Source organism: Streptosporangium sp. NPDC002544 (assembly GCF_040295965.1).
Taxonomy (GTDB): Bacteria; Actinomycetota; Actinomycetes; order Streptosporangiales; family Streptosporangiaceae; genus Streptosporangium.
Genome location: NZ_JBEOWJ010000036.1, coordinates 17,646 through 43,400 on the forward strand (window position 1 = coordinate 17,646; position 25,755 = coordinate 43,400).

Annotated in this window: 29 protein-coding genes, 1 tRNA gene and 1 pseudogene; 15 read left to right on the forward strand and 16 right to left on the reverse strand. The window is 65.9% G+C overall.

The window, feature by feature from the left end:
• Window positions 1-891 precede the first annotated feature (891 nt).
• The 5 genes from ABT061_RS38935 to ABT061_RS38955 form a co-directional block, all read right to left on the reverse strand.
• Window positions 892-1,020, reverse strand: a complete 129-nt coding sequence (locus ABT061_RS38935) for a hypothetical protein (RefSeq protein WP_350927653.1) — start codon at window positions 1,018-1,020, stop codon at window positions 892-894.
• A 144-nt stretch (window positions 1,021-1,164) separates the two neighbouring features.
• On the reverse strand, window positions 1,165-2,064 hold the full coding sequence (locus ABT061_RS38940; protein ID WP_350927655.1) for a proline iminopeptidase-family hydrolase: 900 nt from the start codon (window positions 2,062-2,064) through the stop codon (window positions 1,165-1,167).
• Between the two features lie 96 nt (window positions 2,065-2,160).
• Window positions 2,161-3,588: an amidase gene (locus ABT061_RS38945; protein WP_350927657.1), complete on the reverse strand. Its 1,428-nt coding sequence runs from the start codon at window positions 3,586-3,588 to the stop codon at window positions 2,161-2,163.
• Window positions 3,589-3,604: 16 nt separating this feature from the next.
• A complete protein-coding gene (locus ABT061_RS38950; RefSeq protein WP_350927659.1) occupies window positions 3,605-4,990 on the reverse strand; it encodes a DUF3089 domain-containing protein in 1,386 nt (461 codons plus the stop codon).
• Entirely contained in the window at window positions 4,987-6,282 is a 1,296-nt protein-coding gene (locus tag ABT061_RS38955; protein ID WP_350927661.1) for an MFS transporter, read from the reverse strand. The genes ABT061_RS38950 and ABT061_RS38955 overlap by 4 nt, the downstream gene beginning before the upstream one ends.
• 117 nt (window positions 6,283-6,399) lie before the next feature.
• Here ABT061_RS38955 and ABT061_RS38960 point away from each other — a divergent pair, with 117 nt between their 5' ends.
• The 3 genes from ABT061_RS38960 to mltG all read left to right on the forward strand — a co-directional run bounded on the left by ABT061_RS38960 (window position 6,400) and on the right by mltG (window position 8,730).
• Window positions 6,400-7,038, forward strand: a complete 639-nt coding sequence (locus ABT061_RS38960) for a TetR/AcrR family transcriptional regulator (RefSeq protein WP_350927663.1) — start codon at window positions 6,400-6,402, stop codon at window positions 7,036-7,038.
• A 232-nt stretch (window positions 7,039-7,270) separates the two neighbouring features.
• On the forward strand, window positions 7,271-7,783 hold the full coding sequence (locus ABT061_RS38965; protein WP_350927665.1) for a SigE family RNA polymerase sigma factor: 513 nt from the start codon (window positions 7,271-7,273) through the stop codon (window positions 7,781-7,783).
• Complete coding sequence (mltG, locus tag ABT061_RS38970; RefSeq protein WP_350927667.1) at window positions 7,780-8,730, forward strand: endolytic transglycosylase MltG; 951 nt, start codon at window positions 7,780-7,782, stop codon at window positions 8,728-8,730. Before ABT061_RS38965 ends, mltG begins: the two co-directional genes overlap by 4 nt.
• 332 nt (window positions 8,731-9,062) lie before the next feature.
• On the opposite strand, the gene ABT061_RS38975 is transcribed toward mltG, so the two are convergent.
• Both ABT061_RS38975 and ABT061_RS38980 read right to left on the reverse strand, forming a co-directional pair.
• Window positions 9,063-9,629 (reverse strand): hypothetical protein, encoded by a 567-nt coding sequence (locus ABT061_RS38975; protein ID WP_350927669.1) that lies wholly within the window; start codon window positions 9,627-9,629, stop codon window positions 9,063-9,065.
• A gap of 108 nt (window positions 9,630-9,737) precedes the next feature.
• Window positions 9,738-10,211, reverse strand: a complete 474-nt coding sequence (locus tag ABT061_RS38980; RefSeq protein WP_350927823.1) for an NUDIX hydrolase — start codon at window positions 10,209-10,211, stop codon at window positions 9,738-9,740.
• A 201-nt stretch (window positions 10,212-10,412) separates the two neighbouring features.
• Between ABT061_RS38980 and ABT061_RS38985 the strand changes: the two genes are divergently transcribed.
• The 4 genes from ABT061_RS38985 to ABT061_RS39000 all read left to right on the forward strand — a co-directional run bounded on the left by ABT061_RS38985 (window position 10,413) and on the right by ABT061_RS39000 (window position 12,429).
• Window positions 10,413-10,643 carry a UTRA domain-containing protein gene (locus tag ABT061_RS38985; protein ID WP_350927671.1) on the forward strand — a complete coding sequence of 77 codons (231 nt, stop codon included), beginning with the start codon at window positions 10,413-10,415 and terminating at the stop codon, window positions 10,641-10,643.
• A 188-nt stretch (window positions 10,644-10,831) separates the two neighbouring features.
• Window positions 10,832-11,173, forward strand: a complete 342-nt coding sequence (locus ABT061_RS38990) for a tyrosine-type recombinase/integrase (protein ID WP_350927673.1) — start codon at window positions 10,832-10,834, stop codon at window positions 11,171-11,173.
• Between the two features lie 177 nt (window positions 11,174-11,350).
• Entirely contained in the window at window positions 11,351-11,671 is a 321-nt protein-coding gene (locus tag ABT061_RS38995) for a hypothetical protein (RefSeq protein WP_350927675.1), read from the forward strand.
• 296 nt (window positions 11,672-11,967) lie between these two features.
• A complete protein-coding gene (locus ABT061_RS39000) occupies window positions 11,968-12,429 on the forward strand; it encodes a hypothetical protein (RefSeq protein ID WP_350927677.1) in 462 nt (153 codons plus the stop codon).
• A gap of 370 nt (window positions 12,430-12,799) precedes the next feature.
• Here ABT061_RS39000 and ABT061_RS39005 read toward each other — a convergent pair whose 3' ends face one another.
• A complete protein-coding gene (locus tag ABT061_RS39005; protein ID WP_350927679.1) occupies window positions 12,800-13,270 on the reverse strand; it encodes a hypothetical protein in 471 nt (156 codons plus the stop codon).
• Between the two features lie 600 nt (window positions 13,271-13,870).
• Between ABT061_RS39005 and ABT061_RS39010 the strand changes: the two genes are divergently transcribed.
• From ABT061_RS39010 to ABT061_RS39020, 3 genes are read left to right on the forward strand one after another with little or no spacing between them, the layout of a single operon-like run.
• Window positions 13,871-14,485, forward strand: coding sequence for a DUF6461 domain-containing protein (locus tag ABT061_RS39010; RefSeq protein WP_350927681.1), 615 nt, complete (start codon window positions 13,871-13,873; stop codon window positions 14,483-14,485).
• A gap of 52 nt (window positions 14,486-14,537) precedes the next feature.
• Window positions 14,538-14,723 carry a helix-turn-helix transcriptional regulator gene (locus ABT061_RS39015; RefSeq protein ID WP_350927683.1) on the forward strand — a complete coding sequence of 62 codons (186 nt, stop codon included), beginning with the start codon at window positions 14,538-14,540 and terminating at the stop codon, window positions 14,721-14,723.
• Entirely contained in the window at window positions 14,720-16,099 is a 1,380-nt protein-coding gene (locus ABT061_RS39020; protein WP_350927685.1) for a tyrosine-type recombinase/integrase, read from the forward strand. The genes ABT061_RS39015 and ABT061_RS39020 overlap by 4 nt, the downstream gene beginning before the upstream one ends.
• Before the next feature lie 415 nt (window positions 16,100-16,514).
• Here ABT061_RS39020 and ABT061_RS48460 read toward each other — a convergent pair whose 3' ends face one another.
• Window positions 16,515-16,970 (reverse strand): hypothetical protein, encoded by a 456-nt coding sequence (locus ABT061_RS48460; RefSeq protein ID WP_502991572.1) that lies wholly within the window; start codon window positions 16,968-16,970, stop codon window positions 16,515-16,517.
• Between the two features lie 693 nt (window positions 16,971-17,663).
• Here ABT061_RS48460 and ABT061_RS39025 point away from each other — a divergent pair.
• Window positions 17,664-17,819 (forward strand): annotated as a pseudogene (locus tag ABT061_RS39025) (IS630 family transposase); the annotation flags it as partial.
• Window positions 17,820-17,877: 58 nt separating this feature from the next.
• On the opposite strand, the gene ABT061_RS39030 reads toward ABT061_RS39025, so the two are convergent.
• The 3 genes from ABT061_RS39030 to ABT061_RS39040 all read right to left on the reverse strand — a co-directional run bounded on the left by ABT061_RS39030 (window position 17,878) and on the right by ABT061_RS39040 (window position 19,473).
• The gene (locus tag ABT061_RS39030; RefSeq protein ID WP_350927686.1) at window positions 17,878-18,447 is read right to left on the reverse strand and encodes a hypothetical protein; all 570 of its coding nucleotides are present in this window, start codon (window positions 18,445-18,447) and stop codon (window positions 17,878-17,880) included.
• A 38-nt stretch (window positions 18,448-18,485) separates the two neighbouring features.
• Complete coding sequence (locus ABT061_RS39035; RefSeq protein ID WP_350927688.1) at window positions 18,486-19,040, reverse strand: hypothetical protein; 555 nt, start codon at window positions 19,038-19,040, stop codon at window positions 18,486-18,488.
• A 307-nt stretch (window positions 19,041-19,347) separates the two neighbouring features.
• Complete coding sequence (locus ABT061_RS39040) at window positions 19,348-19,473, reverse strand: hypothetical protein (protein WP_350927690.1); 126 nt, start codon at window positions 19,471-19,473, stop codon at window positions 19,348-19,350.
• Between the two features lie 370 nt (window positions 19,474-19,843).
• On the opposite strand from ABT061_RS39040, the gene ABT061_RS39045 reads away from it, so the two are divergent.
• Complete coding sequence (locus tag ABT061_RS39045) at window positions 19,844-20,320, forward strand: hypothetical protein (RefSeq protein WP_350927692.1); 477 nt, start codon at window positions 19,844-19,846, stop codon at window positions 20,318-20,320.
• A 19-nt stretch (window positions 20,321-20,339) separates the two neighbouring features.
• Window positions 20,340-21,260, forward strand: a complete 921-nt coding sequence (locus tag ABT061_RS39050; RefSeq protein ID WP_350927694.1) for a tyrosine-type recombinase/integrase — start codon at window positions 20,340-20,342, stop codon at window positions 21,258-21,260.
• A 109-nt stretch (window positions 21,261-21,369) separates the two neighbouring features.
• On the opposite strand, the gene ABT061_RS39055 is transcribed toward ABT061_RS39050, so the two are convergent.
• Window positions 21,370-21,442: transfer RNA gene (locus ABT061_RS39055), tRNA-Lys, on the reverse strand.
• A gap of 116 nt (window positions 21,443-21,558) precedes the next feature.
• Between ABT061_RS39055 and ABT061_RS39060 the strand changes: the two genes are divergently transcribed.
• Complete coding sequence (locus tag ABT061_RS39060; protein ID WP_350927696.1) at window positions 21,559-22,182, forward strand: 3'-5' exonuclease; 624 nt, start codon at window positions 21,559-21,561, stop codon at window positions 22,180-22,182.
• A 51-nt stretch (window positions 22,183-22,233) separates the two neighbouring features.
• Here ABT061_RS39060 and ABT061_RS39065 read toward each other — a convergent pair whose 3' ends face one another.
• Entirely contained in the window at window positions 22,234-23,391 is a 1,158-nt protein-coding gene (locus tag ABT061_RS39065) for an acyl-CoA dehydrogenase family protein (protein ID WP_350927698.1), read from the reverse strand.
• 119 nt (window positions 23,392-23,510) lie between these two features.
• On the opposite strand from ABT061_RS39065, the gene ABT061_RS39070 reads away from it, so the two are divergent.
• A complete protein-coding gene (locus ABT061_RS39070) occupies window positions 23,511-23,939 on the forward strand; it encodes a PspC domain-containing protein (protein ID WP_350927700.1) in 429 nt (142 codons plus the stop codon).
• Window position 23,940: 1 nt separating this feature from the next.
• On the opposite strand, the gene ABT061_RS39075 is transcribed toward ABT061_RS39070, so the two are convergent.
• Entirely contained in the window at window positions 23,941-25,236 is a 1,296-nt protein-coding gene (locus ABT061_RS39075) for an MFS transporter (protein ID WP_350927702.1), read from the reverse strand.
• A gap of 168 nt (window positions 25,237-25,404) precedes the next feature.
• Entirely contained in the window at window positions 25,405-25,755 is a 351-nt protein-coding gene (locus tag ABT061_RS39080) for a metallopeptidase family protein (RefSeq protein ID WP_211263868.1), read from the reverse strand.

Consider the following 25,755-nt stretch of genomic DNA (forward strand, 5'->3'; position numbering starts at 1 on the left):
CCCTGAGATCCGGACATGGACGCAATGAATAAACAATGGGATGACTTCCGGATGAAGTACCCCGGTCGTGGGGTCAATGTCAGAGAGAAGTGCATGAGGGAGGACGGGGGGACAGGCGTGAAGGCGCCCTGGAGGTGTGGTCCATTGACGTACAATCCCGCTTGATCCTTCGCGGGTTATTCTGAGACGGTGAGCCAAGATGAGGATGCGCTATCGCGCCAGTGTGGCGATCATCCTGATAGCCGCAGGGGCCCTGTTCACTGTGCACGTTCAAACGAACGGGACCCCCAAGGACGTCTCCGGCAGCTCCGAGCATGGTGGCCGCCGAGGTGAGGACGTCACCCCCTCGCCGACCGCGTCACACAGAAAACCCTGCGAGGCCCCCGCAGCCGAGCACGACGTCTGCGCGAGCGGGAAGCCCCGACGATTTGAGCGGGAAGCCTTCATGGCGGACTGCGTGGCCGCCGATGTCGTCGGGCTCTGGCCGAACACGTGCGCCGAGGCGGCGGAGCCGGTGGCGGAGACGTATTCAACATGCCGATCCGCTCGGAAGACATTGCTGCAGTGCGAGAATTCCGCCGTGTACACGGCGTGCGTCTATCGTGGAGGTGGAGCAATCTGCGGAGATTCCGAGCCTGTTTATCAGGCATGTCGCACTCGTGATGGCACGGACATCCCGCGTAGCGTTTGCATCGAGGGCACCATCGAATACCGAAAGTGCCGGCACGGATGGGGGGTCACCGTGAGCGGCGATGTCTGTGTGCCGGCCACGGCCGCCTACGAGAATTGCAGGACACATTCATCCGTTACTGCTTGCCAACACGTGCGAGATGAGTACGCACGAATTCATTACCGTTGAACCCTTTCATCTCCTTGTGCCTGCCGATAATGTCATCCGCGCAGGTCATCCAGCTTGCCCGGCTCCTCCAGGCTTGTGTCCGCTTCGGGCTCTGGAAGATCGTGGATCTCAACGTACGCCGACGAGATCGGCTCGGCGGAGTCCTCCACGAATATCGACATGCCGCTTGAACTGCATGGATGTAGTTTTCGGCAGGCGCAGTGCCACCACCCCGAACCACCCCCGCCGGGGACATCCCCGCGTGCGCGGGGTCGACCAGATGCCGACCGTACTGGATCTTGTGCACGCCGATGAGCCGGTTCTGCTCAGTGCAGCCCGTCGAGGAACTCCTCGACCACCGAGCGGAAACGCGCCGGCTCCTCGATGTGCGGCATGTGGCTGGACTCCTCGAACACCACCCAGCGCGAATCGCGGATCCGTTCGGCGAAGGGCTGGACGGTCGCCGGAGTCGCCTCGTCGTGACGGCCGCTGATCACGAGAGTGGGAGCGGCGATGGCGGGGAGGCGATCGACGATGCTCCAGTTTCGCAGCGAGCCGATCACGTGGAACTCAGCCGGCCCGTTCATGGTGTGATAAACGGTCGGGTCGGCGTCGATCGCCGCCAGTGTGGCTTCGAGCTCCTCCGGCCAGGGATCCAGCCGGCACACGTGGCGCCGGTAGAACACCCGCATCGCCTCGACGTACTCCTCGCGATCGGTTGTGCCCGCGGCCTCGTGCCGGAGCAGTGCGGCCTGGACATCGGCGGGCAACGCCGCTCGGAGCTCGGCCGCGGCGTCCGACCACAGCCGCATCGACGCCGGCGAGTTAGCGAGGATCAGCCCTCGGAGTCCGGCCGGCCGTCGTACGGCGTGCTCCGCGGCCAGCATCCCGCCCCAGGACTGCCCGAACAGCACGTAGTCCTCCGCGATGCAGAGCCCGTTGAGCAGCGCGTCGAGCTCGTCGAGGAAGCGTTGCACCGTCCACGAGCCAGGCTCGGCACCGGGCAGACGCGTCGACCGCCCGTTACCCAGCTGGTCGTAGTGCACGACGGCCCGGCCCGGCCCGGCGAGCTCGGTGAGCGAGAGCAGATAGTCGTGCGTCGCGCCCGGGCCGCCATGGAGCGTGACCAGCGGCGGTCGGTCGCCGATGGAGCCCGTGACGCGATACCAGCTCCGCTGCTCCCCGACCTCGATGAAGCCCTCTTTCGTAGGCTCGGCGTAGACCATGCCCATCCTTTCGCTTCCTGTGCTCCTGTCGATGTGTGTCGTCTGCGTGCTGCCGTCCTCCGCTGGCAGTTCGGCCACGTAGGCCCGGCATCAGTCTCACCACTGCGGCGGGTGCCGCTCAGGCCAGCCGATCGCCTCCTCGAGCCGGGCGGCCAGGCCGAGGAGCAGCCGTTCGTCGCCGTGGCGTGCACCCGTGAGCTGCACGCCGACCGGCAGGCCATCCGGCGTGACGTGGATCGGCAGCGAGACGGCCGACAGCCCGCTCGTGTTCTGCAGCGGTGTGTACGCCGACCACCGCAGCATGCGCAGCACGGCCGGCTCGGAGCCACCTGTGTGGAAGTAGCCGAGGGGTACCGCCGGTCCGTTCGACACCGGGGTGAGCGCGAGGTCGAACGGACGCAGTCCGGCGATAAGGCTGCTCGAAAGCGCCGCGAGGGCCGTGATGGACCGCACGAAGTCGGCAGCGGACAGGCGGTCGCCACGCTCAAGCATCCAGCGGGTGTCCTCCTGCAGCGCCGAGGTGGCCGACGGCGGCAGCCCGGTGAGCATGCTCGACACGACGCCGGCGATGTAGTCGAAGAGTGCGTCCACGCCGGACGGGTCCCATGGCGCCGGGTTCGCGACCTCGATGAGCTCGTGACCGAGTTCGTCGAGCAACGCGGCGGTTCGCTCGACGGCGAGCACGGTCTCGGGGTGCGGCTCGTCGAGACCGCTGTCCGTCCAGACGGCGACTCTCAAGGACCTGCGCGGTGGCTGCGCGGTCGCAGCGAGGAACGATCGCCCGGCGCGCTGCGGCACCTCGTGGAGGCCGGTCGTGTGCTCGACCGCCATGACGTCGAGCAGCAGCGCGGCGTCGGCGACCGTCCTCGCGAGCGGGCCATCGGTACTGAAGGCGAAGAAGGAATGGGCGGGGGCGGCACTCACGACTCCTCGCCCGGGCTTGATCCCGACGAGTCCGCAGACGGCCGCCGGGGTGCGGATGGAACCCGCACCGTCGCTGCCGTGTCCCACGGGTACGAGCCCGGCTGCGACTGCGCTCGCCGCACCGCCGCTCGACCCGCTCGCGGAACGGCCGAGGTCGTACGGGGTCACCGCGGCGCGGCCGACGACGGCGGTCTCGGTGTAGCAGGGGATACCGAACTCCGGAGCGTGCGTCGTCCCGAGCGTCACCGAGCCCGCCGCGCGGATGAGACCGACGGCCGCCGCATCGATGTCGGCCGTCTGCGTCGGGATCGCCATGCTTCCGTTCGTCACGGGGACTCCGGCGATCGGCTGCAGATCCTTGAAGGCGATCGGCAGTCCGAGGAGCGGCCGATCCGGTCGTGGTCCGTCGGCGAGCAGCCGGTCCGCTTCGGCGGCCTCCCGGAGTGCCAGCTCCGGCGTCGTGACAACGAAGGCGCCGAGCGGGCCGGCCAGGCGATCGATGCGATCGAGGTAGTGCTCTGCGAGCTCGACGGCGCTGATCGTGCGATCGGCCAGGGCTGCGCACTGCTCGACGGCGGTCAGTTCGTGGAGGGCGGTCATCGTTGGGTTCCGTTCGTCATTGGGTGGCCGTCCAGTGCTGCGACTGCTGTGCGGCGAGCTGCGTCAGATCGCCGAGGGCGACGTTGTAGTCGACCACGTGCAGCCCGAGCTCCGAGGTGCTGCTGCCAGAGGGGAAGAGGGCGGCGCCTCCTGTGACCTGCAGCCAGCTCGCCGTACCCGAGCCGTCCGACTGCACCCGGCACTGCCCGGTGAGCGTGTCCGGGTAGCGGACGAAACCGGTTGGCCGGTTCTGCAGTGTGAAGCCGGAGAGCACCAGCGAGAGGTGCCCGTTCGGCAGCACGACGGTGCCCTCGAGGAGCCGGTTCGTCGGCAGGTAGGCGTCCAGTGGCAGAGCGGCATCCGAGGCAGAGCCGGCGAGGAGGGCGGCAGGGTTCACGCAAAGGATGCGATGGTCCGGGGCGGTGTTGCGGCCGAAGAGCGCGTCGGGCGCTGGTGCCTGGCCATCCGGGCTCGCGTAGCTCGAGTAGGCGACGATACAACCGGTGGGCATCGGTGCGCTCGTCGAACTGCGCTCGCAGGACGGTAGATCCTGGAAGGTCGAGGCGGGATCGGGTGCGGGCGCGGCACCAGGTCCGTTGGCGACCTGCACGTTCCCGCCCAGCAGGTAGGCCGCGACGAGCTGCTCGCGTTCCGCCGTGTCGCCGTCGAAGCGCTGCTGCAGCAGGGTGATCAGGTCGGCGGAGCCCTGGGAGTGCCCAAGTAGGATCACGCCTCGACGCTCGTGCGTGACGGGGTCGGTGTTGAAATGGTCCCAGTAATCGGTCCAGGCGTTCGCGATGTCCATCGCCCCGGTGGAGTAATCGGTGGAAGTGCCGGTCAACACGCCGACGGCCAGGTTCAGTAGGGGTGCTTGCCGATAGACGGGCACGAACATGCGGCACAGCCTGGAGAAGCGAGCCACCTGTGTGAGTGTGACCGCGAGGTGCGTGTCGTTCGCGACCGGCGGAAGTGATCCAAGCTGCAGGAGAGGGTTCGGCGTCAGGTCCACCGTCGGGTAGACAGAGAAGCAGTCCACCGCAGGTACGGCGGGGGCGGTGAAGGGCTCGACGGAGACGGCTCCTGCGGTGGTGATCGTCGTCGCGTCGAGCGTCACGTCGTGGCCGCTGCCGAGGTATCGCTGTGTGAACGGCGTCCCGGCGGTGCCGCGCTGCGGGTTGCCGGAGAGGTCCTGGTTACAGGGGTTCGCAGCGACCCCGGGGCGGCACAACCAGACGGTGCTCGCCAGCGGCAGCGCGGCGGAGCTCGATGCGGACGAGTTCGCCGAGGCCGCTGCGGGTGCCGGGACGATGCCGGCGCCGAGGAGGGTGAGCAGAGACAGCGCCGAGGCGACTCGCCCTCGGAGCCCCGTCCGTGATCCGGGCGTGCGTGCGACCGCGCTCATCGGACGCCTCGGATCGGCTGGATCGCGAGCGCCCCGAGCATGCTGAAGGCGGCCGCGCCGATGAAGAGTGACGTGTAGTTGCCTCCGGAGCCCGTGCCGGTCCCGATGGCCAGGAAGATCGGGGCGATCGCCGGTGCCACCATCTGCGGGACCGCGTTGGCGATGTTGAAGACGCCGAGGTCCTTCGCGGCGGTCGCTCCTCCGTTCGGGAGGACCTGGGCCACGAGCGCGAGGTCGACCGCTAGATACGCGCCGAGCGCGAGTCCGCCGATGACCATGCCGATGAGGAACGTGCCCCAACTGCCGGCCGTGGCGATGACGATCATGGCCACGCCGTACACGGCGGCTGAGCCGAGCACGAACACCTTCCGGCGGCGGAGCCGGTCGGACAGCCATCCGCAGCCGATCGAGCTGACGACCACGGTCGCGGTGAGCACAAGCGTCGACTGCAGGATGAGCGAGGGGATCTGCGCTGTCTCGACGCCGAGCTGATCGGAGAGGTAGTACACCTGATAGGTCTGCAGGATCGCGAAGCCGGTAATCATGAGGAACCGGCCGAGCCAGGCCCAGGCGAAGTTGCGGTGACGGATTGGGTCGACCCAGAAGCTGCGGGCGAAGGCGCGCAGGTCGTAGCGCCGGCGGTCCGCGGAGTCGAGGCGACGATCGCGCAGCACCACGGCCAGGACGATCACGGTTGCTGCTGCCAGCGCGCCGGGAAAGAGGAACATGAGCGCGACCGAGCTGCCGACGGACTGCACGAGGAAGACACCGGCGACCACGCCGACCGCCTGACACATGCCGACGAGCCCGGAGACCTTGCCGCGCTGGAGATCGGGGACGTGGTCGATCAGCAGGGCGGCGAGGGCTGCGTTGAGGGCGCTGAACCCGGCCTGGGTGATGCACCAGCCGACCAGCATCACCGGGATCGTCGCCGCGGTCGCGAGGAGGCAGAGCCCAGCCAGACCGACGACCAGTCCGCCCAGCAGCCAGGGGCGGCGCATGCCCCAGCGGGAGGTGGTCCGGTCGCTGAGCTGACCGAAGAACGGGCCCGACAGCAGGGCGACGACCGCCGCGACGCCGAGCACGAGGGAGAGACTGCCCGCCGCATTGTCCGGATCGATCTGCTTGATGCGGATCGCGAGGGTCACGGAGAGGGGAGTGAGGGTCGCGACGGCGACGCCGAGCACGGCGGCCACGAAGGCTGCGATGAAGCCGGTGCTCGCTGCCGGGGGACTGGAGGGCGGGGTGGGATCCGCCGCCGTCGTGATCTGGTCGTCAGCGTTCGTTGCCATCTCTGAACCGCCTTCTGCGGTGGTGCCCTGGTCGATGAGGACGAACCTTACTAACAGCTCAGTAAGTTTGACTAGACCGAAACTGACAGACCACTAACTTTGGCGTATGATCGCCCCGTGGCCCCGAAACCGGCACCCGAGAGCGATCGACAGGTCTCGCCGTCGCCTCGCGGCGTGCGGCGACGCGAGCAGATCGTGGACGTGGCGCTCACCCTGTTCGCGAGCAGTGGCTATCGCGGAACCGGGATGACCGAGGTCGCCTCGCAGGTAGGGATCACCGAGCCAGGGGTGCTCTACCATTTCGGCACGAAAGTAGGCCTCCTGCACGCCGTGATCGAGCAGCGTGCGAAGCTCAGTCAAGCCTTCGCTCGTGACGTCGCCGAGCAGGGTGGACTCGCGGGCATCCGCGAGATCGTCGCCCTCGCGCACCGCAGCGCCCGCGAACCCGACCTGATCAAGCTCTTCGCCGTACTGCTGGCCGAGAACTTCGAGGACGACGGCCCGGCCCACGACTTCTTCGTGGAGCACTACCGGGCCCTCCGGGTGAGCGTCGTCGAGCTCATCGAGGCCGGTCAGCGGCGCGGTGAGCTTCGCGCGGACGTCGATCCGGCGCTCAAGGCCGTCGAGATCCTCGGCACCCTCGACGGCATGGCCAACCAGTGGCTGCTCGACCCGGAGGCCGTCGACTTCGTGGCATGCGTCGAGGCCTATGTCGCGACGCTCGAGCGGGATTTGGCACTCGCGCCCTCGTCGTGATGTGACTGCGGATGATCACCTGACCGTCGTCGAGCAGATGCTTGACCGGCCGGATGTCCGGCAGGGCCTGGTAGGTGAACGCGAGCCTCCCCTTAAAAAGTCGTTTCAGGCTGAGGCCCGCAAGATGATGCAGGCCAGGGCATGCAGCCCTTGATCCAGATCAGTTCGGCCATGCCGGCATAGATCGACGCCCTGTCCGCGTCCTTGCTTGGTGACATCGCGAGGAGGACAGGTGGATCCAGGATTTGAGGCGGACTTCCGGGAGTTCGTCATCGATCGATCAGGGGCGCTGTTCCGTACCGCGTACTTGCTGACCGGTGACCGGCACGCCGCCGAGGACCTGGTGCAGTCGGCGCTGGCGAAGACCGCCGCGAAGTGGCGCGGCCTGCGCGATCCCGCGTCCATCGAGGGTTATGTCCGCCGTGTCATGTACCACGAGCAGGTGAGCTGGTGGCGGCGCCGTTCCCGTGCCGCGGAAGTGTCCACCGGATGGCTGCCCGAACAGATCGGCGATGGGCACGCCGAGGTGGTGGATCTTCGCCTGGTGATGCGCGCGGCTCTTGCCCGGCTGACACCCCGGCAGCGAACCGTGCTCGTGCTGCGCTACTTCGAAGACCTGTCCGAGACCGAGATCGCCCGGCTGCTCGGTGTCAGGGTGGGGTCGGTGCGCAGCCAGATTTACCGGTCGTTGGAGCGCCTGAAGAAGGCGGCGCCTGAACTGAGCACCGTAAGGGAGTTCGGATGAACATCGAGGATCTGCTGCGCGAGACTCTTTCCGACATGGCCCATGAGGAGCAGCCACCCCCACCGGGCCGGTTCTTCCAGGTCAACCGGAGTCGATCCCGTCGCCGCGGCCTCGCGCTGGCGGCGGCGGCAGCCGTCACCGTGCTGGCGGTCGGATCCGCGCTCGCGGTCCAGGGCCTGTCCTCGCGGACGGCGGCCCCCGGGGTTCTCACCGGGCAGGGCTCCGGCGAGACGCCTGCGGAGACCCGGAACACCGTGACGGTGAACGAAGGACTGCGGCTCTCCAGTGTCTTGAAGGATCTGTCGATCGCCACCGGCAAGCCGCTGAAGGAGTTCGAGCGGGCCGCCAAGGACGGTGAGGCGCTCGGCCTTCCCGCCTACGCCAAGGGCGCGCTGGAAGGATTCGCCTCCCCCGCGACCTATGAGGTCTCGCCCACGTCGAGCCCGGAAGAGATCCTCGCCGCGATGGTGACACGCTTCAGGCGCGTCGCCGAGGACACCAACCTGGTGGAAGGCGCCAAGCGTGTCGGCCGTACGCCACTGGAGATCATGACCATCGCCGGCATCGTCCAGGCCGAGTCGACCAACAAGCGCGACATGCCCAAGATCGCGCGGGTTATCTACAACCGGCTGAACCGCACGCCCGAGATGAGGCTGCAGATGGACAGCACGGTCCTGTACGGCCTGAACAAGTTCGGCAGCAGGGCTTCGCACGAAGATCTCCAGAGCCGGACGCCGTACAACACCTACGCGCGCCTCGGCCTGCCGCCCGGTCCCATCTGCAACCCAGGCGCGGACGCCATCGAGGCCGCCCTGAACCCGGCCGCCGGCCGCTGGCTGTGGTTCGTGGCGACCGACCCGAAGAAGGGCGTCACGAAGTTCGCCGACTCCGAATCCGAGTTCCTCAAGCTGGTCGAGGAGTTCAACAAGAACCGCAGGACCGGGTGATGGAGCGGCGCTCCGCAGTCCTCGGTTCACCGATGGGGCACGCTCCCTCTCCTCGTACCTTCATTGGGTCGCGACGACGCTTGGTCTGCGCGGCTGCCGCTGCATCCGTCGCGTCGCCAACGCCGTTCAGGGCGGCGTGGCTCGGTGCGGTGGGTTGCCTGGGTGCTGGGTGCGGCGCGCGGCCCTGAGTCCCGCCGCCGTTCGGGACTGGCCCCCAGGCCGCATGCCCGGACGGTGTTCGGGCGACGGGCCGTGCGGCGGCGCGCCGCGCCGCCGCCTTGATACCCATAAGAATTCGGCAGTGATTGTGATATGACTCCGTGTCTAGTGCGTCAGTCGTAGTCAGTGCACGTCGCATACCAGTCGCCAGTCACATGATCGAATGAGGACACGCCGAGATCCTCCACACGCCCATCCGGAATATGAGCGAACCCGCACTTGATGAGCATTCCACCGGCATTGGCGACACCAAGATGCGTGACCCCCTTCCAGCGCTGTGCCGTGTCGATGGTGAACAGGCCGATACGTTCCCCTCTGAATGACAAACGCTCCTGTTCGGGTAGCGACTGTGCATAGCTGGTGAGAGCAGGCTCGGAGATCAAGAAAGCTGCCCGCATTGGAAACTGAGAGTTCGCCAGGGCGAGTGTGAGTGCCCCGACAAGCGGCGTCGCGATGATCCATGGGCTACGCCTGTGGCTGCTGTCCCGGGTCATGAGAAGCGAGATCCATATGAGGCCGGACAAGAGCCATGCGGGGATGGCGAAGAGAGCCAGGAGGTAGTTACCGCCGGGATAAGCCGCAGCGAAGAGCGTCAGGACGGCACTCACGGTAACGGGGCCGAGAACGAGCACCAATCGCCACCACTGGCTCCTATCGGGTGCCTGATGCTGGAGATCCACGACTGAGGGGGTAGCCATGTGAAGGACCCTAGCCAGGTGGGCAGAATGACGCCTAGGATTTGCTGCGTAGGTTATCCGCATCGGAATGCCCGTCAGTATGACCAGCGATTATTCATGCTTTTGAAGTGATCCGCCGATATGTTCTCGGGCTTCGATCAGGTGGATCCCGTCGTGCTGGCGTATGGCCGGCGGGTGATCCTGGCGCATTGCGTCGAGAACGCGGACGGCGAATGCCTCGGATGCGAGTTCCTGGACCTCGTCCGCGGTGACCCAGCGGAACGCGCGGGCTTCGTCGGTCTCGGTGAGGTGGCCGTCGATGACCTTGCAGCGGAAGACGAGGGCGACGATGCCGCGGGTCATGTTCTTGTAGACGCCGGTCAGGGTGATGGGCTCGACGTGTAGGCCGGTCTCTTCGTGGATCTCTCTGAGTAGACCGGTGGTGATGTCCTCGTCGCGTTCGAGGACTCCGCCGGGTGCTTCCCAGTGGCCGTTGTCTCGGCGCTGGGTGAGGAGTGCGCGGCCCTGGTCGTCGATGATCACGCCTGCCACGCTGACGGAGTGCTGCGTGTCGTGGTGATTCATCGGATGTCCTCCGGGGCTGCTGATCACTATTCTCGGACTGCGGTACTCGTATGTACGAGTTGAGGAATTGGTCGTGGCCGAGCTGCCGTTTCCGGACTTGGACCCGACCAGCGATCGGGCCGTCTTCCGGCAGATCGCCGATCACATCAGGCAGGCGATCGAGCGGGGCACTCTTGCAAGATCACCGAGGAGCGGCCCTCTGTGGGGGTCGCCGGACTGCTCGGGGTCAGCTCGAAAGATCATGTGATCGTCCGGTCGCGCCGGTATCTGATCAACGGTCAGCCGGTGGAGACGGCCGTGTCGTACATCCCGGCGGAGATCGCGCGGGACACGCGGATCGCACAGCCGGACAGCGGTCCGGGCGGGATCTACGCTTACGGCGCGGACGCCGCTCCGGCCGGGATCAGGATGTCGCCGGTCCAGGTCGAGTGACTGTGCCAAGCGCGCGTTTGCCTGCCCGGACCGTGTCGGGGCTGGACGTTCACCAAGCCGAAGGGCAAGGGCAAACGGTCCATCGCCATCCCGCCTCCCTTGGTCGTTCTCCTCAAGCTCCGCAAGGAGTCTCAGAGGCTCGAACGGGGGGCGGCGGGGGCCAGGTGGCGGGACTGGGATCTCGTGTGGTGTACGCCGGACGGAAGCCCGATCGATCCGGGGGCGACTGGAAGGAACTCCTGCGACTCGCCGAGATCGACAAGGATGCCCGCGTTCACGACGCGCGCCACACGGCCGCGACGCTCCTGCTCGAACAGGGGGTGGGCATCCAGGTGATTCAGGCGGTCCTCGGCCACTCCCGGCTGACCACGATCAAGCGATACACCCACATCACGGAGACGCTCGCCGAGGCGGCGGGCCGGATGGGACGGGCGCTGTGGGACGGCTGGCGGCAACGGACCGGTCATAACCGAAACCGGGCAGGCTTCCCGATCATGGAAAAGGGAAGCCTGCCCAGCTCATTGGGGTAGGGCGCCTGGGACTCGAACCCAGAACCTACGGATTAAAAGTGGACGGCTCTTATTGGCATTCGCAACGCTCTGACCTGGCGTTTCGGATGCTGTCTCCCCCTTGCCTGGGGGAGGAAATCCGTGCATGGTCCGGATCTTGATGGTGCTTCCGAAGAGGGGGCTGGGAGACTGTGCGACATGAGCAAGATCGAACGGCCGCTCGTACGTGAGTTGTTCCCCGATCTCGTCGCGGATCTCATCGCGTGTTTGAGAGAAGAAGGGGAGGAAGATCTTGCCGTCTCCACCTGGGACATTCGGTTCTACGGGGAGTGCGGATGCGGTGATGACTTCTGCCAGAGCTTCTATACGGCCGAGCGGCCAGACGGAGCGTACGGTCCCGGGCACAGATGCGTGCCACTGCTTCCGCCGAGAGGTGATCTGATCCTTGACGTCGTTGAGGGACGGATCATGTACGTGGAGGTCCTGCACTACCCGAAGCTGCCACGTCCGGTGAGTTGAAGCCATCAGCTTGGGAATCATCTACTGACCTTGCTGCCCTGAGCTGGGAAAACGGGGGTGCAGGTCAGGGCGGGTCGAGTCCCCGTGATTCCCCGTGAGTGACCGTGGTTCCCCGCCTGTTCTGGCACGCATCTGGCACGCGATCAAGGAGCGCCCGAGGGATGCAGGTCTTCCAGATGGTCATCAGGCGCGGAACGATGGAAGATCGGTGATCATCCCCGGGGAGGATGGTAGCTATGTCAACCGCTTCGCCAGGAGACCCGCAGGACGAATCCCTTCACTCGTCGTCGAGGAACATGCTGCTGTGGGAACGGTGGCGGAAACGGCGATGGATTCGCTGTGCGGTTATCGTCTTCGTGCCGTTTCTTCTGCTCTATGTGCTCGCCATGGCACCTGCATGGATCCACAATCATCAGCTGGACGGCCTTGCCGACCGGTTCCTGAGCCATCCTCTTCCCCCGGAAACCGATTTCTATGATGACGAGATACAAGGCTCGATCGCAATACGGCCCGGCAGCAACAGCAATCATTGTGATTATCGTCTTCGCTTCAACTTAGAGACGGAACTGTCTGTAGACGAAGTCGTGCGCTACTACAGGTCCGCGAAGATCCCGGGCATCGACGGTAATGAGGTCGATGTCATCGCTTGGACCTCACCTGACATGCAGCCTCACCCGGACAACTTTAATCAGCTGTCAATCATTCTCGAAGTCCAGGACTACGGCCATGGGGCCGATTGGGATACTCGTTGCTGGTGAGTTCCTCGAAGCGTTGGAGCGGGTGACGGGAATCGAACCCGCGCTGTCAGCTTGGGAAGTGCATCGAGTACGGCAGGTAGGGCGGCTGAGCTGGGCTTCGGGCCGGTCGTGAGTGACCGTGGTTGACCCCTCGTCACCCTGGTTAATCGCCCGCTAATGGCTCGGCGTTCTCCTCCGCCATACTGCGCTGCCAGGACCATCCCACCCATGATCAGAGGTCCCCGACCCGCCTTCGGATGGCGCTGGACGGATGTGATCGTGAGCTGTTGTGAGGGGCTGTTACAGTACTCGTTGCAGTAGACGACCTCTCGAACGTCTCGAATCGAGATTCTGCGGATTAAAAGATCCCCCTTGGACCCTTCCGGGTAGTTCAATGCAGGTCATGGAGTGTATGCGGTCCATCCTGAACGGCTCTGAACGCCCCTGTATTGCAACCCGAAGTGCAATCCTGGTACCCGGCGACCCCCAGCGGTGAGAACCACCCCCAGCGTTTGGGAACCTCGACTGTGTAGCCGTCCGGAGGCATGACCTTCTGGAGTTCGTCGGCAAGCTCTGGGCCTTGATCGCCGACCTCGCTCCAATAAGAGTGAAAGTACTTCTTGTCCATTGTAGTAATCTCGATTCTACGCTCGGCGTCGATGAGCCTGGCGGTCGAGACATTGCCCGAACGGATTTGATGGAGCACGGTGGACATGTCTGTCTGCTGAGAATCATCATGATTAAGCAAGAACAGGCCGCCGATGAGTACCAAGCCTGCAGTGACGGAGCACACGATGAACGTCCTGAACCGCGATGCTTTTTTCTGGTACTGGTGAGGGGCCTCGGGCTGCTTCTCGATCATGCCTACAGCATGCCAGTCCACTCGTTGCGTTTGAAGGCCGTGGGTTCACTCCCGTAAATGGATATGGCCGACATACATGGCGGTCATGAGAGCAATCTCGATTGCAGTAGCACGTCACCAGTTTGGAAGATTTCGGTACGCGGCTCCCTGAACTGCTGCTGTGCAGGTGAAAGGCGGTCTTGCCCTGTCCGTGAGTCCCCGTGATTCCCCCTTGTTCCCCGGCCTTACTGGCACGCGAGTGGCACGGCCTGAGAACCCCGTGCGGACGCACGCACCCCTCCCGCCGGATCTTCCCGTCGCCGTCGTCCCACCCTCCGGGGAGCGGGCCGGGGCCAGGGCGCCAAGATGGAGCGCCCCAGCGAACGAACGACCTTGGCGCCCTGGCCCCGGTCTGCTCGGCTTGCCCTGGGACGACGGCGACGGGAAGATCCGGTCCCCAGCCACCTACGAACCTGGCTCTTGCCCCTGGCGATCATCCCGGAGCCGAGGTGCCCCCGCCGGAGGCACATGCTGTTCAAGAACCATAGAACCCGGCGGGGCTTACGGATGTCGGAGTTGATCGTTACCGTGGCGGCACGCTAAGGGGAAGACGGATGGGGAGTGTCGCGGGTGAAGATCACATACGCCGATGTCGCCTGGCTGGCCAAGGATTACGGGCTGGGTGAGGTGTGGTGCCTGACCTTGGTGCGGGGGCTGGACGAGGCCGAGGTCCTTCGGCGGATGAGTGCCAGGGAGGAGAGCATCCGGCCGCTTACCTACCGGAAGCTGATGGATGAGGAGTTGTTCCCCGGCACGGTTCTGGTCGGGCGCCTGGACGGGTGGAGCGCGCTCATTGAGGTGAGCGGTTGGCAGGGGACAAAACCCGATGTCTTGCGGGTGCTGTCGGCTGGGACAGAGGTCGTGTCGGTCTTGCGGCACGACTATGCGGCCCATGAGTTCGTGTACGCCGTTGATGGGGAGCGGGTGACGTTCTTCGATCCCGTGATTCCCGCGTGGCGGTATGGGAGTGATCCTGATCGTCTGGTGGACGCGATGAGTGGCGCGGGCTTCGATCCCGGATACGAACCGGTAGAAGAGGGGGGAGCTGGGAACCTCGATCATCCGGTGGTGGATGGGGCTCTGCTGCTCATGGCCCGGCTGACCGGCGTCATGTTGACCCAGGACGTCTTGAGCGGGTCGCTGCTGAGCGGCGTCATCGCGACTCATAGGTCTTAAGGCTTATGCGGCGGCGTGCCGATGGTCGGTGCGTTGGTCGGGTACAGCGGGCGTGCGGGTCGGTGGACGGCCCGGCGCGCCGCCGCTTGACGAACTACGCGATGTCTCCGAGCGCACGCTCTACCGCTGGCGTGAGATCGGCAAGTTCCCCATCGGCATCCGGTTGCCCAACGGCAAGATCCGGCTCTACCGCAGCGAGTTCGAAGCGTGGCTTGAGACGCTCGGGGAGGCGGCGTGACCACCTCGTACAAGGTGAAGTTCTGGGAGATCCGCACCAACACCAAGTCCCAGGGCGCCGGCAAGAAGCCTCGTATCGTCTCGCACACCGTTCGCTGGACCGTGGGCAACCGTGAGAAGTCCTCGACCTTCAAGACCAAGGGCCTGGCCGAGAGCTTCCTGTCAGACCTGCGGCAAGGGGCGAAGAACGGTGAGGCGTTCGACCTGGACACCGGTCTTCCACCTTCGATGATCAAGGCCAAGAACACACGCACCTGGTACTCCCTCGCTGTGGCCTACGTCCACGCCTGGTGGCCTCATGCGGCGGCCAAGACTCGCGAGGGCATGACCGACACCCTGGCCTACATCACTCCCGCTCTCGTCAACGATCTGCCCGGCCGCCCGGACGACGAGGACATCCGGCGGGCACTGCTTGAGCACTCCTTCGTCCCGGAGGAACGTCGCCCGGTGCTCACTCCGAAGATGCGTCAGACCGTGCGGTGGCTGGAGGCGGCCTCTCTGTCTCTGAGCGCATTGGAGGAACCCAAGCACACGCGGACAGCCCTGGAGGTCATCTCCCTGCGACTGGATGGCAAGGCGGCTGCATCGACCTACCGGCGCAAGCGGGCGGTCTTCCATCACGTCCTGGAGTACGCCGTGGAACTGGGGGAGCTTTCGGCAAATCCGATCCACAAGGTCAAGTTCCGCAAGGTCAAAACCGGCGGCGAGATCGATCGCCGGTCGGTGGTCAATCCCGAGCAGGCTCGTCAGCTGTTGATCGCGGTGACCTACGCGGGCCGTACCCGTGGCCAGATGATGGCGGCCATGTTCGCCTGCATGTACTTCGCCGGTCTCCGCCCGGCTGAGGCGGCCGGTCTGCGCAAGGCGAACTGTGAGCTTCCGGAGACCGGATGGGGCACGCTCACCCTGGAGAAGAGCCGGCCGGAGAGCAACAAGCGTTACACCGACTCGGGGGAGTCCAACGACGAACGAGGGCTCAAGCACCGCGACGAGAAAGCCGCGCGGACGGTGCCGATCCCTCCGGAGCTGGTGGCCATCCTGCGCGAGCACATCGAGCGGTACGGAGTCGCCGAGGATGGCTGGCTGTTTCGGACCCGTACCGGCCAGACCTTCCCCGGCTCCACGGTCTCGATGGTCTGGAAGCAAGCCCGGTCCTACGCCTTCACGCCTGACCAGGTCGCCTCACCGCTCGCGCGCAGGCCGTACGACCTGCGGCACGCGGCGGTCTCGCTCTGGTTGAACGCGGGGGTCCACGCGCCGGAGGTGGCGGAGCGGGCGGGGCATGGAGTGGACGTGCTTCTCAAGGTCTACGCCAAGTGCATCGACGGCCAGCACGAGGTGGCCAACAAGCGGATCTTGGAAGTGCTCACGACGTGACATTCTCAACAGCAGGACACGAAGGACTCCGGGTAGCCCTCGGGGTCCTTCGTCGTGTCGGCTACCGTGACCCCGGAACCGCTCCGCGAGCTTCCGAAACCTCTGAGCTGACCTGGGGGAACGTCGTCGATCCCATTCCGCGTATATTCCGGGACCGGTGGCAGACGGCTGCATCTGACTGCTTCTGGCTGCATAGGCGGAGAAAGATCGCCAGGAACGTAGGCCCAGGTCAGGGCCTACGTTCCTGCTCGCGAGTGGTAGGGCGCCTGGGACTCGAACCCAGAACCTACGGATTAAAAGAAGTCGATTCGATCGAGGTCCGAGGCTCCGACCTGCGGGTGCGGTGTCCGTGGACGTCCGCCGAGTTCCGCCGTCGTTCGCTCTCTTGGCTGTACTCGTGGCTGTACAGCTGCAGTCAGCCTTCAGGGGCGAAGGGGTTGATCATTAGCCCCCCGAGTCGTGATGTCACGAACTCAGCTCCGCAGGTAGGGCATCCCGACTCGAAGGAGTGTCGATGCTGCCACCCTTCTAGTACCTTGGGCGTGTCCACGGGGTAGAGCACCTCGTGCCGTGCTCCGCAGCCGAAACAACGATGAGAACGATTGTCGGCAAGCAGGACACCTCTGAGATCCTCGGCGGTCCACGCTTCGACTTCACTCGCCGCGCTGCGTGGTTCGATTCCGGACGGCCACACCGCAATGCATCCTTGTGTAAACCTCGGCCGGTTCGGCCGGTCGATCCGCAGGGCGGCTGCGCGACAAGAGGCCTCGTCGGCCAGCCAAGCCGGAATGGGATCGACATACGGTGGGAGCACGTCACCCGCCTCGTAGACCGTGATGTGCAGCCGATGATCGAAGTGGACAGTTTGCACGGCTGACGACGGTACTCGCAGATGGGGTGTGGTTCGACCGTACGTCTTACCTGTCTGTGTCGCCGATCGCCTTGCTCTCCCTCCTGATCTTTCCGCCGACCTTGGATCGAGCCCGCGCTGTCAGCTTGGGAATTGCATGGATCACGGCCCGTAGTGCCGTTGACCTGGGCGTCGGGTCGGTCATGAGTGACCGTGATTGCCCCCTCGTCCCCCTGTCTAATTGCACGCTAATTGCACGACGCTCAGCTAGCGTCAGGGTGATCGGCAAGCTCACGGCCAACCTGATCGACACGATGTCGTTCGAGACTCTGCTCATGTAGGCGGGAGGCCAGGCATCCGCGATGAGCGGCAACAGAATGGCTTCCCGGTCCGTCGGCGCTTCGGACGTCCATAACAACGCCATCGCCTCCCGGGCTCAGGGTCGTGGGAAGGGCGCAGAAGTCACACGTCCACTGGAAAAGCTCAAGATCGCGCGCGCGGATGGTCAGACGCACCCATGCGGGGGGATACCACCGCCTGATCGTCTGGACAACGGCCTCCAGTTCGGACCCGACTGCGGGGTACTCGTCTAGTGCTGTGACCGGAAACCTTCACCGGTCTCGCGTGTAGCAGCTGGCGTCGGTTGGATGTGTCCTACACGTCCGGCTGGCGCGAGGAGGCGCGGTGGGAGAACCGGTCCGAGTACGAAGACTGATGGACGCCGAAGGGCAGAAGCTGCAGCAGATCGTCCGCCGGGGCAGCACCAGTTCGGTCCGGTACCGGCGGGCGATGATCGTGTTGGCTTCGGCCGGGGGGAACACCGTCGCGGTGATCGCGCGCCTGGTGGCCGCCGATGAGGACACCGTCCGCGCGCAGGCTCTGCCCCTGGCCGCGCAGGAGCAGAGCCATGTCGCAGCGTGGCCTCGGGTCAGTCCGTGAAGACCAGCTTGGAGTACTGGTATTGGGTCTTGCCGTTCTCGTCGCCGTTATGGACCCGGCCCGTCATGACCTGGTTGGAGGGCGCCATCGAGGTGTGGCTGCTCTCCTTGTACTGGTCGCTCCAGATCGGGCCGGTCACCTTCACCTGGCGGTTCTGCCAGTACAGCGCGGCGGTGCGGTACCTCGTGGGGCCGTTCTCGTCCTTCTCGTGCCATCTGCCGACCAGCACCTGGTCGGCCGAGGCGACGATATAGCCCTCGCTCTCCTTGCGGGGCTGGGTCCAGTCACCGGAGTGCACGTAGACCTTCTGCCCGTTGATGTAGATCGTTCCGCAGTAGTACGTGGTCGGGGCGTTCTCATCGCCGACGTGCCTGCGGCCGGTGAGCACCTGGTTCACCGGGCAGATGAACTGGGAGTTCTTCTCGGACGGCATCGTCTTGGTGGAACCGGCCCGGACCTCGATCGTGTAATCGGCGGCCGCTGCGGGAGAACCCATGGTCACGGCCGCCAGCGCGGCGACGGCCAGCGCGGCGGACACGGTCGTGCGGTGATTCGTCATCGTCTTTCCTTCTTTCTCGTGCCAGTACGTCTGTGGGTTCAGCCCGCGAAGGTCACCGTCGAGTACTGGTACTGGGTCTTGCCGTTCTCGTCCCCGAGGTGCAGGCGGCCGGTCATGACCTGGTTGTGTCCAGCGGTCCAGGAGTGGTTGTTCTCCTTGTAGATGCCGCTCCAGGTCTTGCTGATCAACTGCACCTGCCGGCCCTGCCAGAACAGCGTCGCGGGGCGGTACCGCGTCATGCCGTTCTCGTCACCGGTGTGCATCCGCCCGGCGATCGCGACGCTCCCCAGGGTGGGTTCGTAGAAGGAGTCCTTCTCCTTCCTCGGCGTACTCCAGTCGAGCAGCGACACCCTGACCTGCTCACCGTTGATGAAGATGAAGCTGCAGGAATACGTGGTGTCGGCGTTCTCATCGCCGTAGTGGCTGCGACCGGTGAGCACCTGGTTCGTCGGGCAGGTGAAATTCGACCGCCACTCCTTCACCGTCTCGACGTGAGCGCGCTGAACGCTGATCGTCACCGCCGAGGCCGACGCCGCCGAGACGGGCGCCGTCGCCACGATCGCCAGCGCGGCTACCGCCGTCGCGACGGGCATGGCCTTACGAAACATCCCCATACTTGCTGGATCCCCCTGTGTTGCCGCGAATGGATCTCATCCGCCCCACAGGTCTAAAAGATCACGCTTGGAAACGTCTAGGACTTGACTTGGGCGGGTGAGGGTCAGCCCCTCTTACCTGAGCGCTCCTGTTCGATCCACTCCCGCAGAGCGGCAATGCATTGGTCGTCCATCAGTCTTCGTACTCGGACCGGTTCTCCCACCGCGCCTCCTCGCGCCAGCCGGACGTGTAGGACACATCCAACCGACGCCAGCGGCTACACGCGAGACCGGTGAAGGTTTCCGGTCACAGCACTAGCCATGCCCGATCGTGGCCGGAGGCACTATCGATTGCTGCCCCGTCGATCGAGGCGCCGATGTCCTCATGACCGATGATCGTCACGATGACGCCCCACGGCTGCTGACTGGTCACCCGGACTCGTACCCTCTGTCCAGGTACAAGGTCGGCTCCGGCGGAATCGAAGCGAGGCACGGGCCAATTGTGCCTTGCGCGCAGCGGCCTGCCTGATCACCCCGTATGCCGTCGACCCGCCCGAAGGGGAAGCGGGCCAAGGCCACCGGGTCCAGGTGCAGCGCCCCACGGACGAACGACCTGGACCCGGTGGTCTTGGTCTGCTCGGCTTGTCCCGGGTCGATAGCGGGCGGGTGATCAGGCTTCCACCTCAGCCATCTACGGCCCTGCGTGTGTAATACGGCGATCATCCCGGAGCCGGAGCGCCCCCACCGGAGGTGCGTTCGTTAATGGTTAGTCGCAGGTAGGTCCCGCAGAGAAGATGGGTGCCATGCCTGACCTGTTGTGGGATGACGTAAAGCTCTTCTTCGATCTGGAGTTCAATGGGGCGTTGCCCGATGTGGTGATTGAAGGAACGAGCGTTGAGGACTGGCAGACCCTTCTTGATCTCATTCAGTCTCAAGGCTGGCAGTACGCCTACGAGCTGTACGACGGGCCTACAGAGCTTCCCACCGCCGTCCAGATGATCGCGATGGGAGCCGGCTCAGCCCACTTGCGGGTGCGGCCGGTGCCCGAGATTGAAGCGATCTTTCGCGCGTATCAGGCCGAGTCAATTGACTTCGATGTCGACCTGAGGGAGTTGCAGGGGCAGGAGCGCTTGGATGTCCTGTTCGATTTCTTCAGGGTCATCGGGCGGCGACTCAGGAAGTCCGTGCTGATGTGCTCGGAGGGATCTGATGGTCCTCCGCTCCTGGGGTTTGATGTGGAGATTGACCGGGTGGTGCTTTTGGCCGATCCGGGTGTGTAGGGATTGCGGGATCTCTGGGGTGGGTGTGCGACCCGCGTGGACGCGGCCCGAGCTGCCGGCGGCCGGGACCGGCCCCCAGGCCGCATGCCCGGCCGCCGAGCGGGCGCAGGGCCGCGAGGCGGCGCGCAGCGCCGCCCTTGACAAGCTCGCGCCCACCGATGTCCGCAGGCTCGTCGAAGCCAAAGCCGAATCAGGGCTCTCGGCCGCCACCGTCAAGCAGATTCACGGGCTGATCCGGAACGCACTGGCCGATGCCGAGCGCGAAGAGCTGGTGCATAGGAACGTCGCCAAGCTCGTCAAGTCTCCGGTGGTGCGTCGGGAGGAAGCTCGGGTGCTCACGATCGAAGAAGCCAAACGGCTGCTCGACGTGATCAAAGACGATCGGCTGGAAGCCTTTTGGATCTGCGCGCTGACCCTCGGCCTACGTCGCGGAGAACTTTTAGGGCTTCGCTGGGATGACATCGACTTCGCCAACGGCCTGCTCGCCGTACGGCAGACGCTTCAACGGGCGGACGACTCCCTTCAGTTCGTCGATCCTAAGACGGACAGGTCTCGTCGAGTTGTTCCCGCGCCGGAACCGACCTTGGCGGCGCTCCGCAAGCACAAGCGGGCTCAAGCGGCCGAACAGCTCGCCGCGGGCAAGCGGTGGCAGAACCTCGGGCTCATCTTCCCTTCCACGATCGGAACGCCCATCGAGCCGGGCAACCTCAGTACCCGGTGGCGGGCTACCCGGAAGAGAGCGGGGCTCGACTGGCTGAGGCTTCACGATCTGCGCCATGCCTGCGCCTCGTTCCTGCTCGCCTCTGGCGCCTCGCCTCGAACCGTTATGAAAACGCTAGGTCACAGTCAGATCGGGCTGACCATGAACACGTACACGCACGTGCTCCCGGACATCGAACGGGCAGCCGTCGACGCGGTCGCCAAGAAGCTTTTCGGGTGATCAAAGACATGCTGAGGGCCGGACTCCTGACGGGGTCCGGCCCTCGTGGCTGTCAAAGATGGCTGTCATCGACCTTGAAAGCAAGATCGACAACTGCTGTTTTCGCAGGTAGGGCGCCTGGGACTCGAACCCAGAACCTACGGATTAAAAGTCCGCAGCTCTAACCATTGAGCTAACGCCCCGCAGGTGACAGCGTACCGAGGATAGTGTCCACTAACGTCCGTCGCCAGGCCCATTCGCGGTCACCTGTTTGCGGAACGGCAGGTGAAGGGCGGGAGCGGCTCCTAGAGTGGCGGGCATGACGAGCTCGGGGCTTGAGCCCGCCCGCAGTGCACATGTCTCCACGCGGCAAGGGTATGTCGTGGTCGACGTGGAGACCACGGGTTTCTCGCCCTCCAGGGGCGACCGGATCTGCGAGATAGCGCTCATCTCGCTGAACGCCCAGGGCGAGACCGTCGACGAGTGGCACTCGCTGGTCAATCCGAGGCGCGGCACCGGGGCCGTGCACGTCCACGGCATCACCGGCGCGATGGTCGCGGGCGCGCCGGTGATCGAGGAGTTGCTGGACGAGGTCTGGCAGCGGATCGCCGGCCGGGTTCTGGTGGCCCACAACGCCTCCTTCGACCTGCGCTTCCTGCGGCACCTGCCCGGCAGCGAGTGGGTGACCGAGACCCTGTGCACGCAGCGGCTGGCACCGGGCTTCATCCCCGACGGCAGGTGGACGCTCGCCGCCTGCTGCGAGCGCGCGGGTATCCCGCTCCTCGGAGCCCACGCCGCGCTGGCCGACGCCCGCGCCACCGCCGAGCTGCTCCGGTTCTACCTGCGCACGGGAGTCTCCTGGGCGGAGAAGCTGGAGCGGGCGGCTCAGGCCCCCGAGTGGCGCCCCAGCGGCCTGCCCCAGCGCCACCCCCGCCGGAGGTAGCCCGAGCAGGCCGGACACGGGCAGGGCGTACGTCAGGGCCCTGTGGGACCTTCAGCGGTAGGCGGGGATGCCGGTCAGCGCCTCACCGAGCACGAGCGTGTGGATCTCCTGGGTGCCCTCGTAGGTCAGCACGCTCTCCAGGTTGTTCATGTGCCGGATCACCGGATACTCCAGCGTGATGCCGTTGCCGCCCAGGATGGAGCGTGCCTGGCGGGCGATGTCCAGGGCGGCGCGGACGTTGGCGAGCTTGCCGAAGCTGACCTGGCGGGGGGTGAGGGTCCCCGCGTCCTTGAGGCGGCCCAGATGGAGCGCGGTGAGCTGTGACTGTCCCACCCCGACGTACATCCAGGCGAGCTTCTCCTGGGTCAGCTGGAAGCCGCCGATGGGCCTGCCGAACTGGATACGGGAGGTGGAGTAGTCGACCGCGGACTCCAGGCAGGCACGGGCGGCCCCCACCACGCCCCACAGGATGCCGAAGCGCGCCTCGGACAGGCAGGACAGCGGGCCCTTCAGGCCGCGCACCCCGGGCAGTACGGCGGAGGCGGGCAGGCGGACGTCGTCGAAGTAGAGCGACGAGGTCACCGAGGCCCGCAGGGACATCTTCCGGTGGATCTCCGGGGCGGTGAAGCCAGGGGTGTCCGCGGGCACCACGAAGCCGCGGACGCCGTCCTCGGTCTGCGCCCAGACCACCGCGACGTCGGCGATCGAGCCGTTGGTGATCCACATCTTGGCGCCGTTGAGTATCCAGTCGCCCGAGGGGTCCAGCTTGGCGTGGGTGCGCATGCCGGCCGGGTCGGAGCCGTGGTCGGGCTCGGTCAGGCCGAAGCAGCCGATCGCCTCGCCCGCGGCCATCCGGGGCAGCCACTCGTCCTTCTGCTCGGCGGAGCCGTACTTCCAGATCGGGAACATCGCGAGCGAGCCCTGCACGGAGACGAACGACCGCAGTCCGGAGTCTCCCGCCTCCAGCTCGCGGCAGGCCACCCCGTACGAGACGGCGTCGAGGCCCGCGCAGCCGTACCCCTGAAGGTGCATGCCCAGCACGCCGAGCGAGCCGAGCGCCGGGGCGAGCTCGCGGGCGGGGAAGGTGGCCTCCTCGAACCAGTCGCCGATATGAGGAAGCACCCGGTCCGCGACGAAGTCCCGCACGGTGTCGCGGATGAGTCGCTGTTCCTCGGAGAGCGTGTCGTCGATACGCAGGAGGTCGTCCATGGGTTTTCCTCTCTGTTCGGCCCTGTCAGGGTATTGCCGGGCCGAACAGGGTGGATGTCAGGGTTGCGCCAGGGGAAGTCCCGATGTGATGAGGACCCGCCACGGGGCAGTCTTAATACATGAACGAAAACGACTTTTCCGGCGTCAAGCAGCTCCGCAGAACCAGGGACGGGCGCATCATCGCCGGTGTGGCCTCCGGCCTCGGACGCTACATCGGGGTGGACCCCAACATCATCCGCGCGGCCCTCGCCGTCGCCACCTTCTTCGGTGGTCTCGGGGTGGCGGTCTACGCGATCGGCTGGGTGCTCCTGCCCGAGGAGAACAAGGACAGGTCGGTCCTCCAGGACCTGATCGACAAGAACAAGGACAACCCGATCTGGGTGGACGCCAAGACCAAGGCCGAGCAGGGCTGGGCCAAGGCCACCAGCCAGCACCGCGCTCCGCACCAGCAGGCCCCCGAGTATCCCCCCTACCAGGCTCCCCAGCCCCCTTCGGCCCCGTACGGCACGGTGCCGCCGCGTAGCGACGACCCCCGCACCCAGGGGTGAGTCAGGAGTTCGCCTCGGCGCGAACCCTCTCGATGATCTCCCTGCGGGATGCCCTCCAGAGCACGGCCAGCGCGGCCGCCACGGTGAGTCCGGTCGCGCCGGCCAGTGCCACCACCATCTCGGGGCCGAGGTGGTCGGCCGCGGCCCCGCCTACCAGGATCCCGACGCCCTGGGAGGCCAGCAGGCCCGACTGGACCAGCCCGAATGCCTGTCCCCGCCGCTCGGCGGGGACGCACTGCACGAACGCGGCGTTGGCCGCGAGTTGGTAGGCCCCGCCCAGCCCCGAGACGAACCAGAGCAGCAGCACCACGGGCAGCGGCGGCCGCGCCGCGCACAGGATCAGCGGCGCGCAGGTCAGCATCGCCATCCAGCCCATCGACCGCAGCCGGTTCGACGGGCTGACGTAGCGGCTGAACAGGAACGCGCCGACGACGGTACCGGTGGGCATGGCCCCCATCAGCAGACCGGTGACCAGGGAGAGCTGCCGGGGATTTCCGGTCAGCTCACCGGCGTACGGGGCCGCGATCCCCTCGGGGAGCACGTAGAAGCCGCAGAGCCAGGCGAAGAGCACCAGCGTCCGTAGCCGGGGGTCGCCGAAGACCAGCCTGGCGCCGGCGCGGGTCATCGTCCACATCGAGGGCCGGCTCTCGTCGGCGGAGATGGGGGCGGGACGCCGCCGTACGCCCGAGACGATGATGAGCGCGGAGGCCAGGTAGGTCGCCGCGTCCAGGGCCAGCGCGCGGTACGGCCCCATTCCCATGATCAGGAAGCCGCCGGCGGCGAAGCCGAGCATCTGCGCGCCCTGATTGGTCATGTTCTGCAGGGCGGAGCCCGCGACGTAGCGGTCGCCCGTGAGCAGCTCCGGCAGGAGCGCCGCCCGCGCCGCCGAGAACGGCGCGCTGAGCAGCACCACGCAGAAGACCAGCGCGCACAGCATGGCGAACGAGGTGCCGGGGATCGCCATGAGCGCGACCAGGAGGGCCCTGAGCACGTCACAGACGAGCATGATGCGCCGGCGGGCGTAGCGATCGGCGAGTCCTGCGAGGAGCGGCCCGCCGATGATCGGTGGCAGGTAGGTCAGGGCATAGACCGACGCCGTGGCCAGGGGCGAGTCCGTCCGCTCGAAGACCAGGACGGACAGCGCCACCCGGGAGAGCTGGTCGCCGAGGAGGGAGAGCCCCTGGCCGATCCAGAGCGCGCGGAACTCGCCGATGGCGATGACCTCGCCGTAGGTCGCTTGGCGTTCCGCCGGACGGCGGTGCCGCCCGGGTAGTCGGCCGGACTTGGTCGCCGCCATAGGACTCCGCTGAGCTCGCAGGCACACTGACTGTGGGTGTTCACTGTGTAACCTACGGTGCCTGCTGCAGGGCCGACGCGCAACCGAAAGCAATCAAGCGCATGCAAACCGTAATGATAAGCTGTGATATTTCAGGAACGGGGGTTTTGATGTGTTGTACGGGGCTAGTTACCAGCCCAGCTCGTGCAGCCGATCATCGTCGATGCCGAAATGGTGGGCGATTTCGTGGACGACCGTTATCTGCACTTCTTCGATGACCTGCTCCTCGGTCTCGCAGATCGAGCAGATCGGCCTGCGGTAGATCTCGATCCGGTCGGGTAGCACTCCTGCGTACCAGTCGCCACGTTCGGTCAGGGGAATGCCGGTGTAAAGACCCAGGAGATCTGGTTCGGGCGGGTCGTCGACGACGACGAGCACCACGTTGTCCATCACTTTCGTCAGCTCGGGGGGAATGGTGTCCAGAGCCTCGGCCACAAGCTCCTCAAACTTCTCCCGCGAGATCTCGATCACACCTGTCAT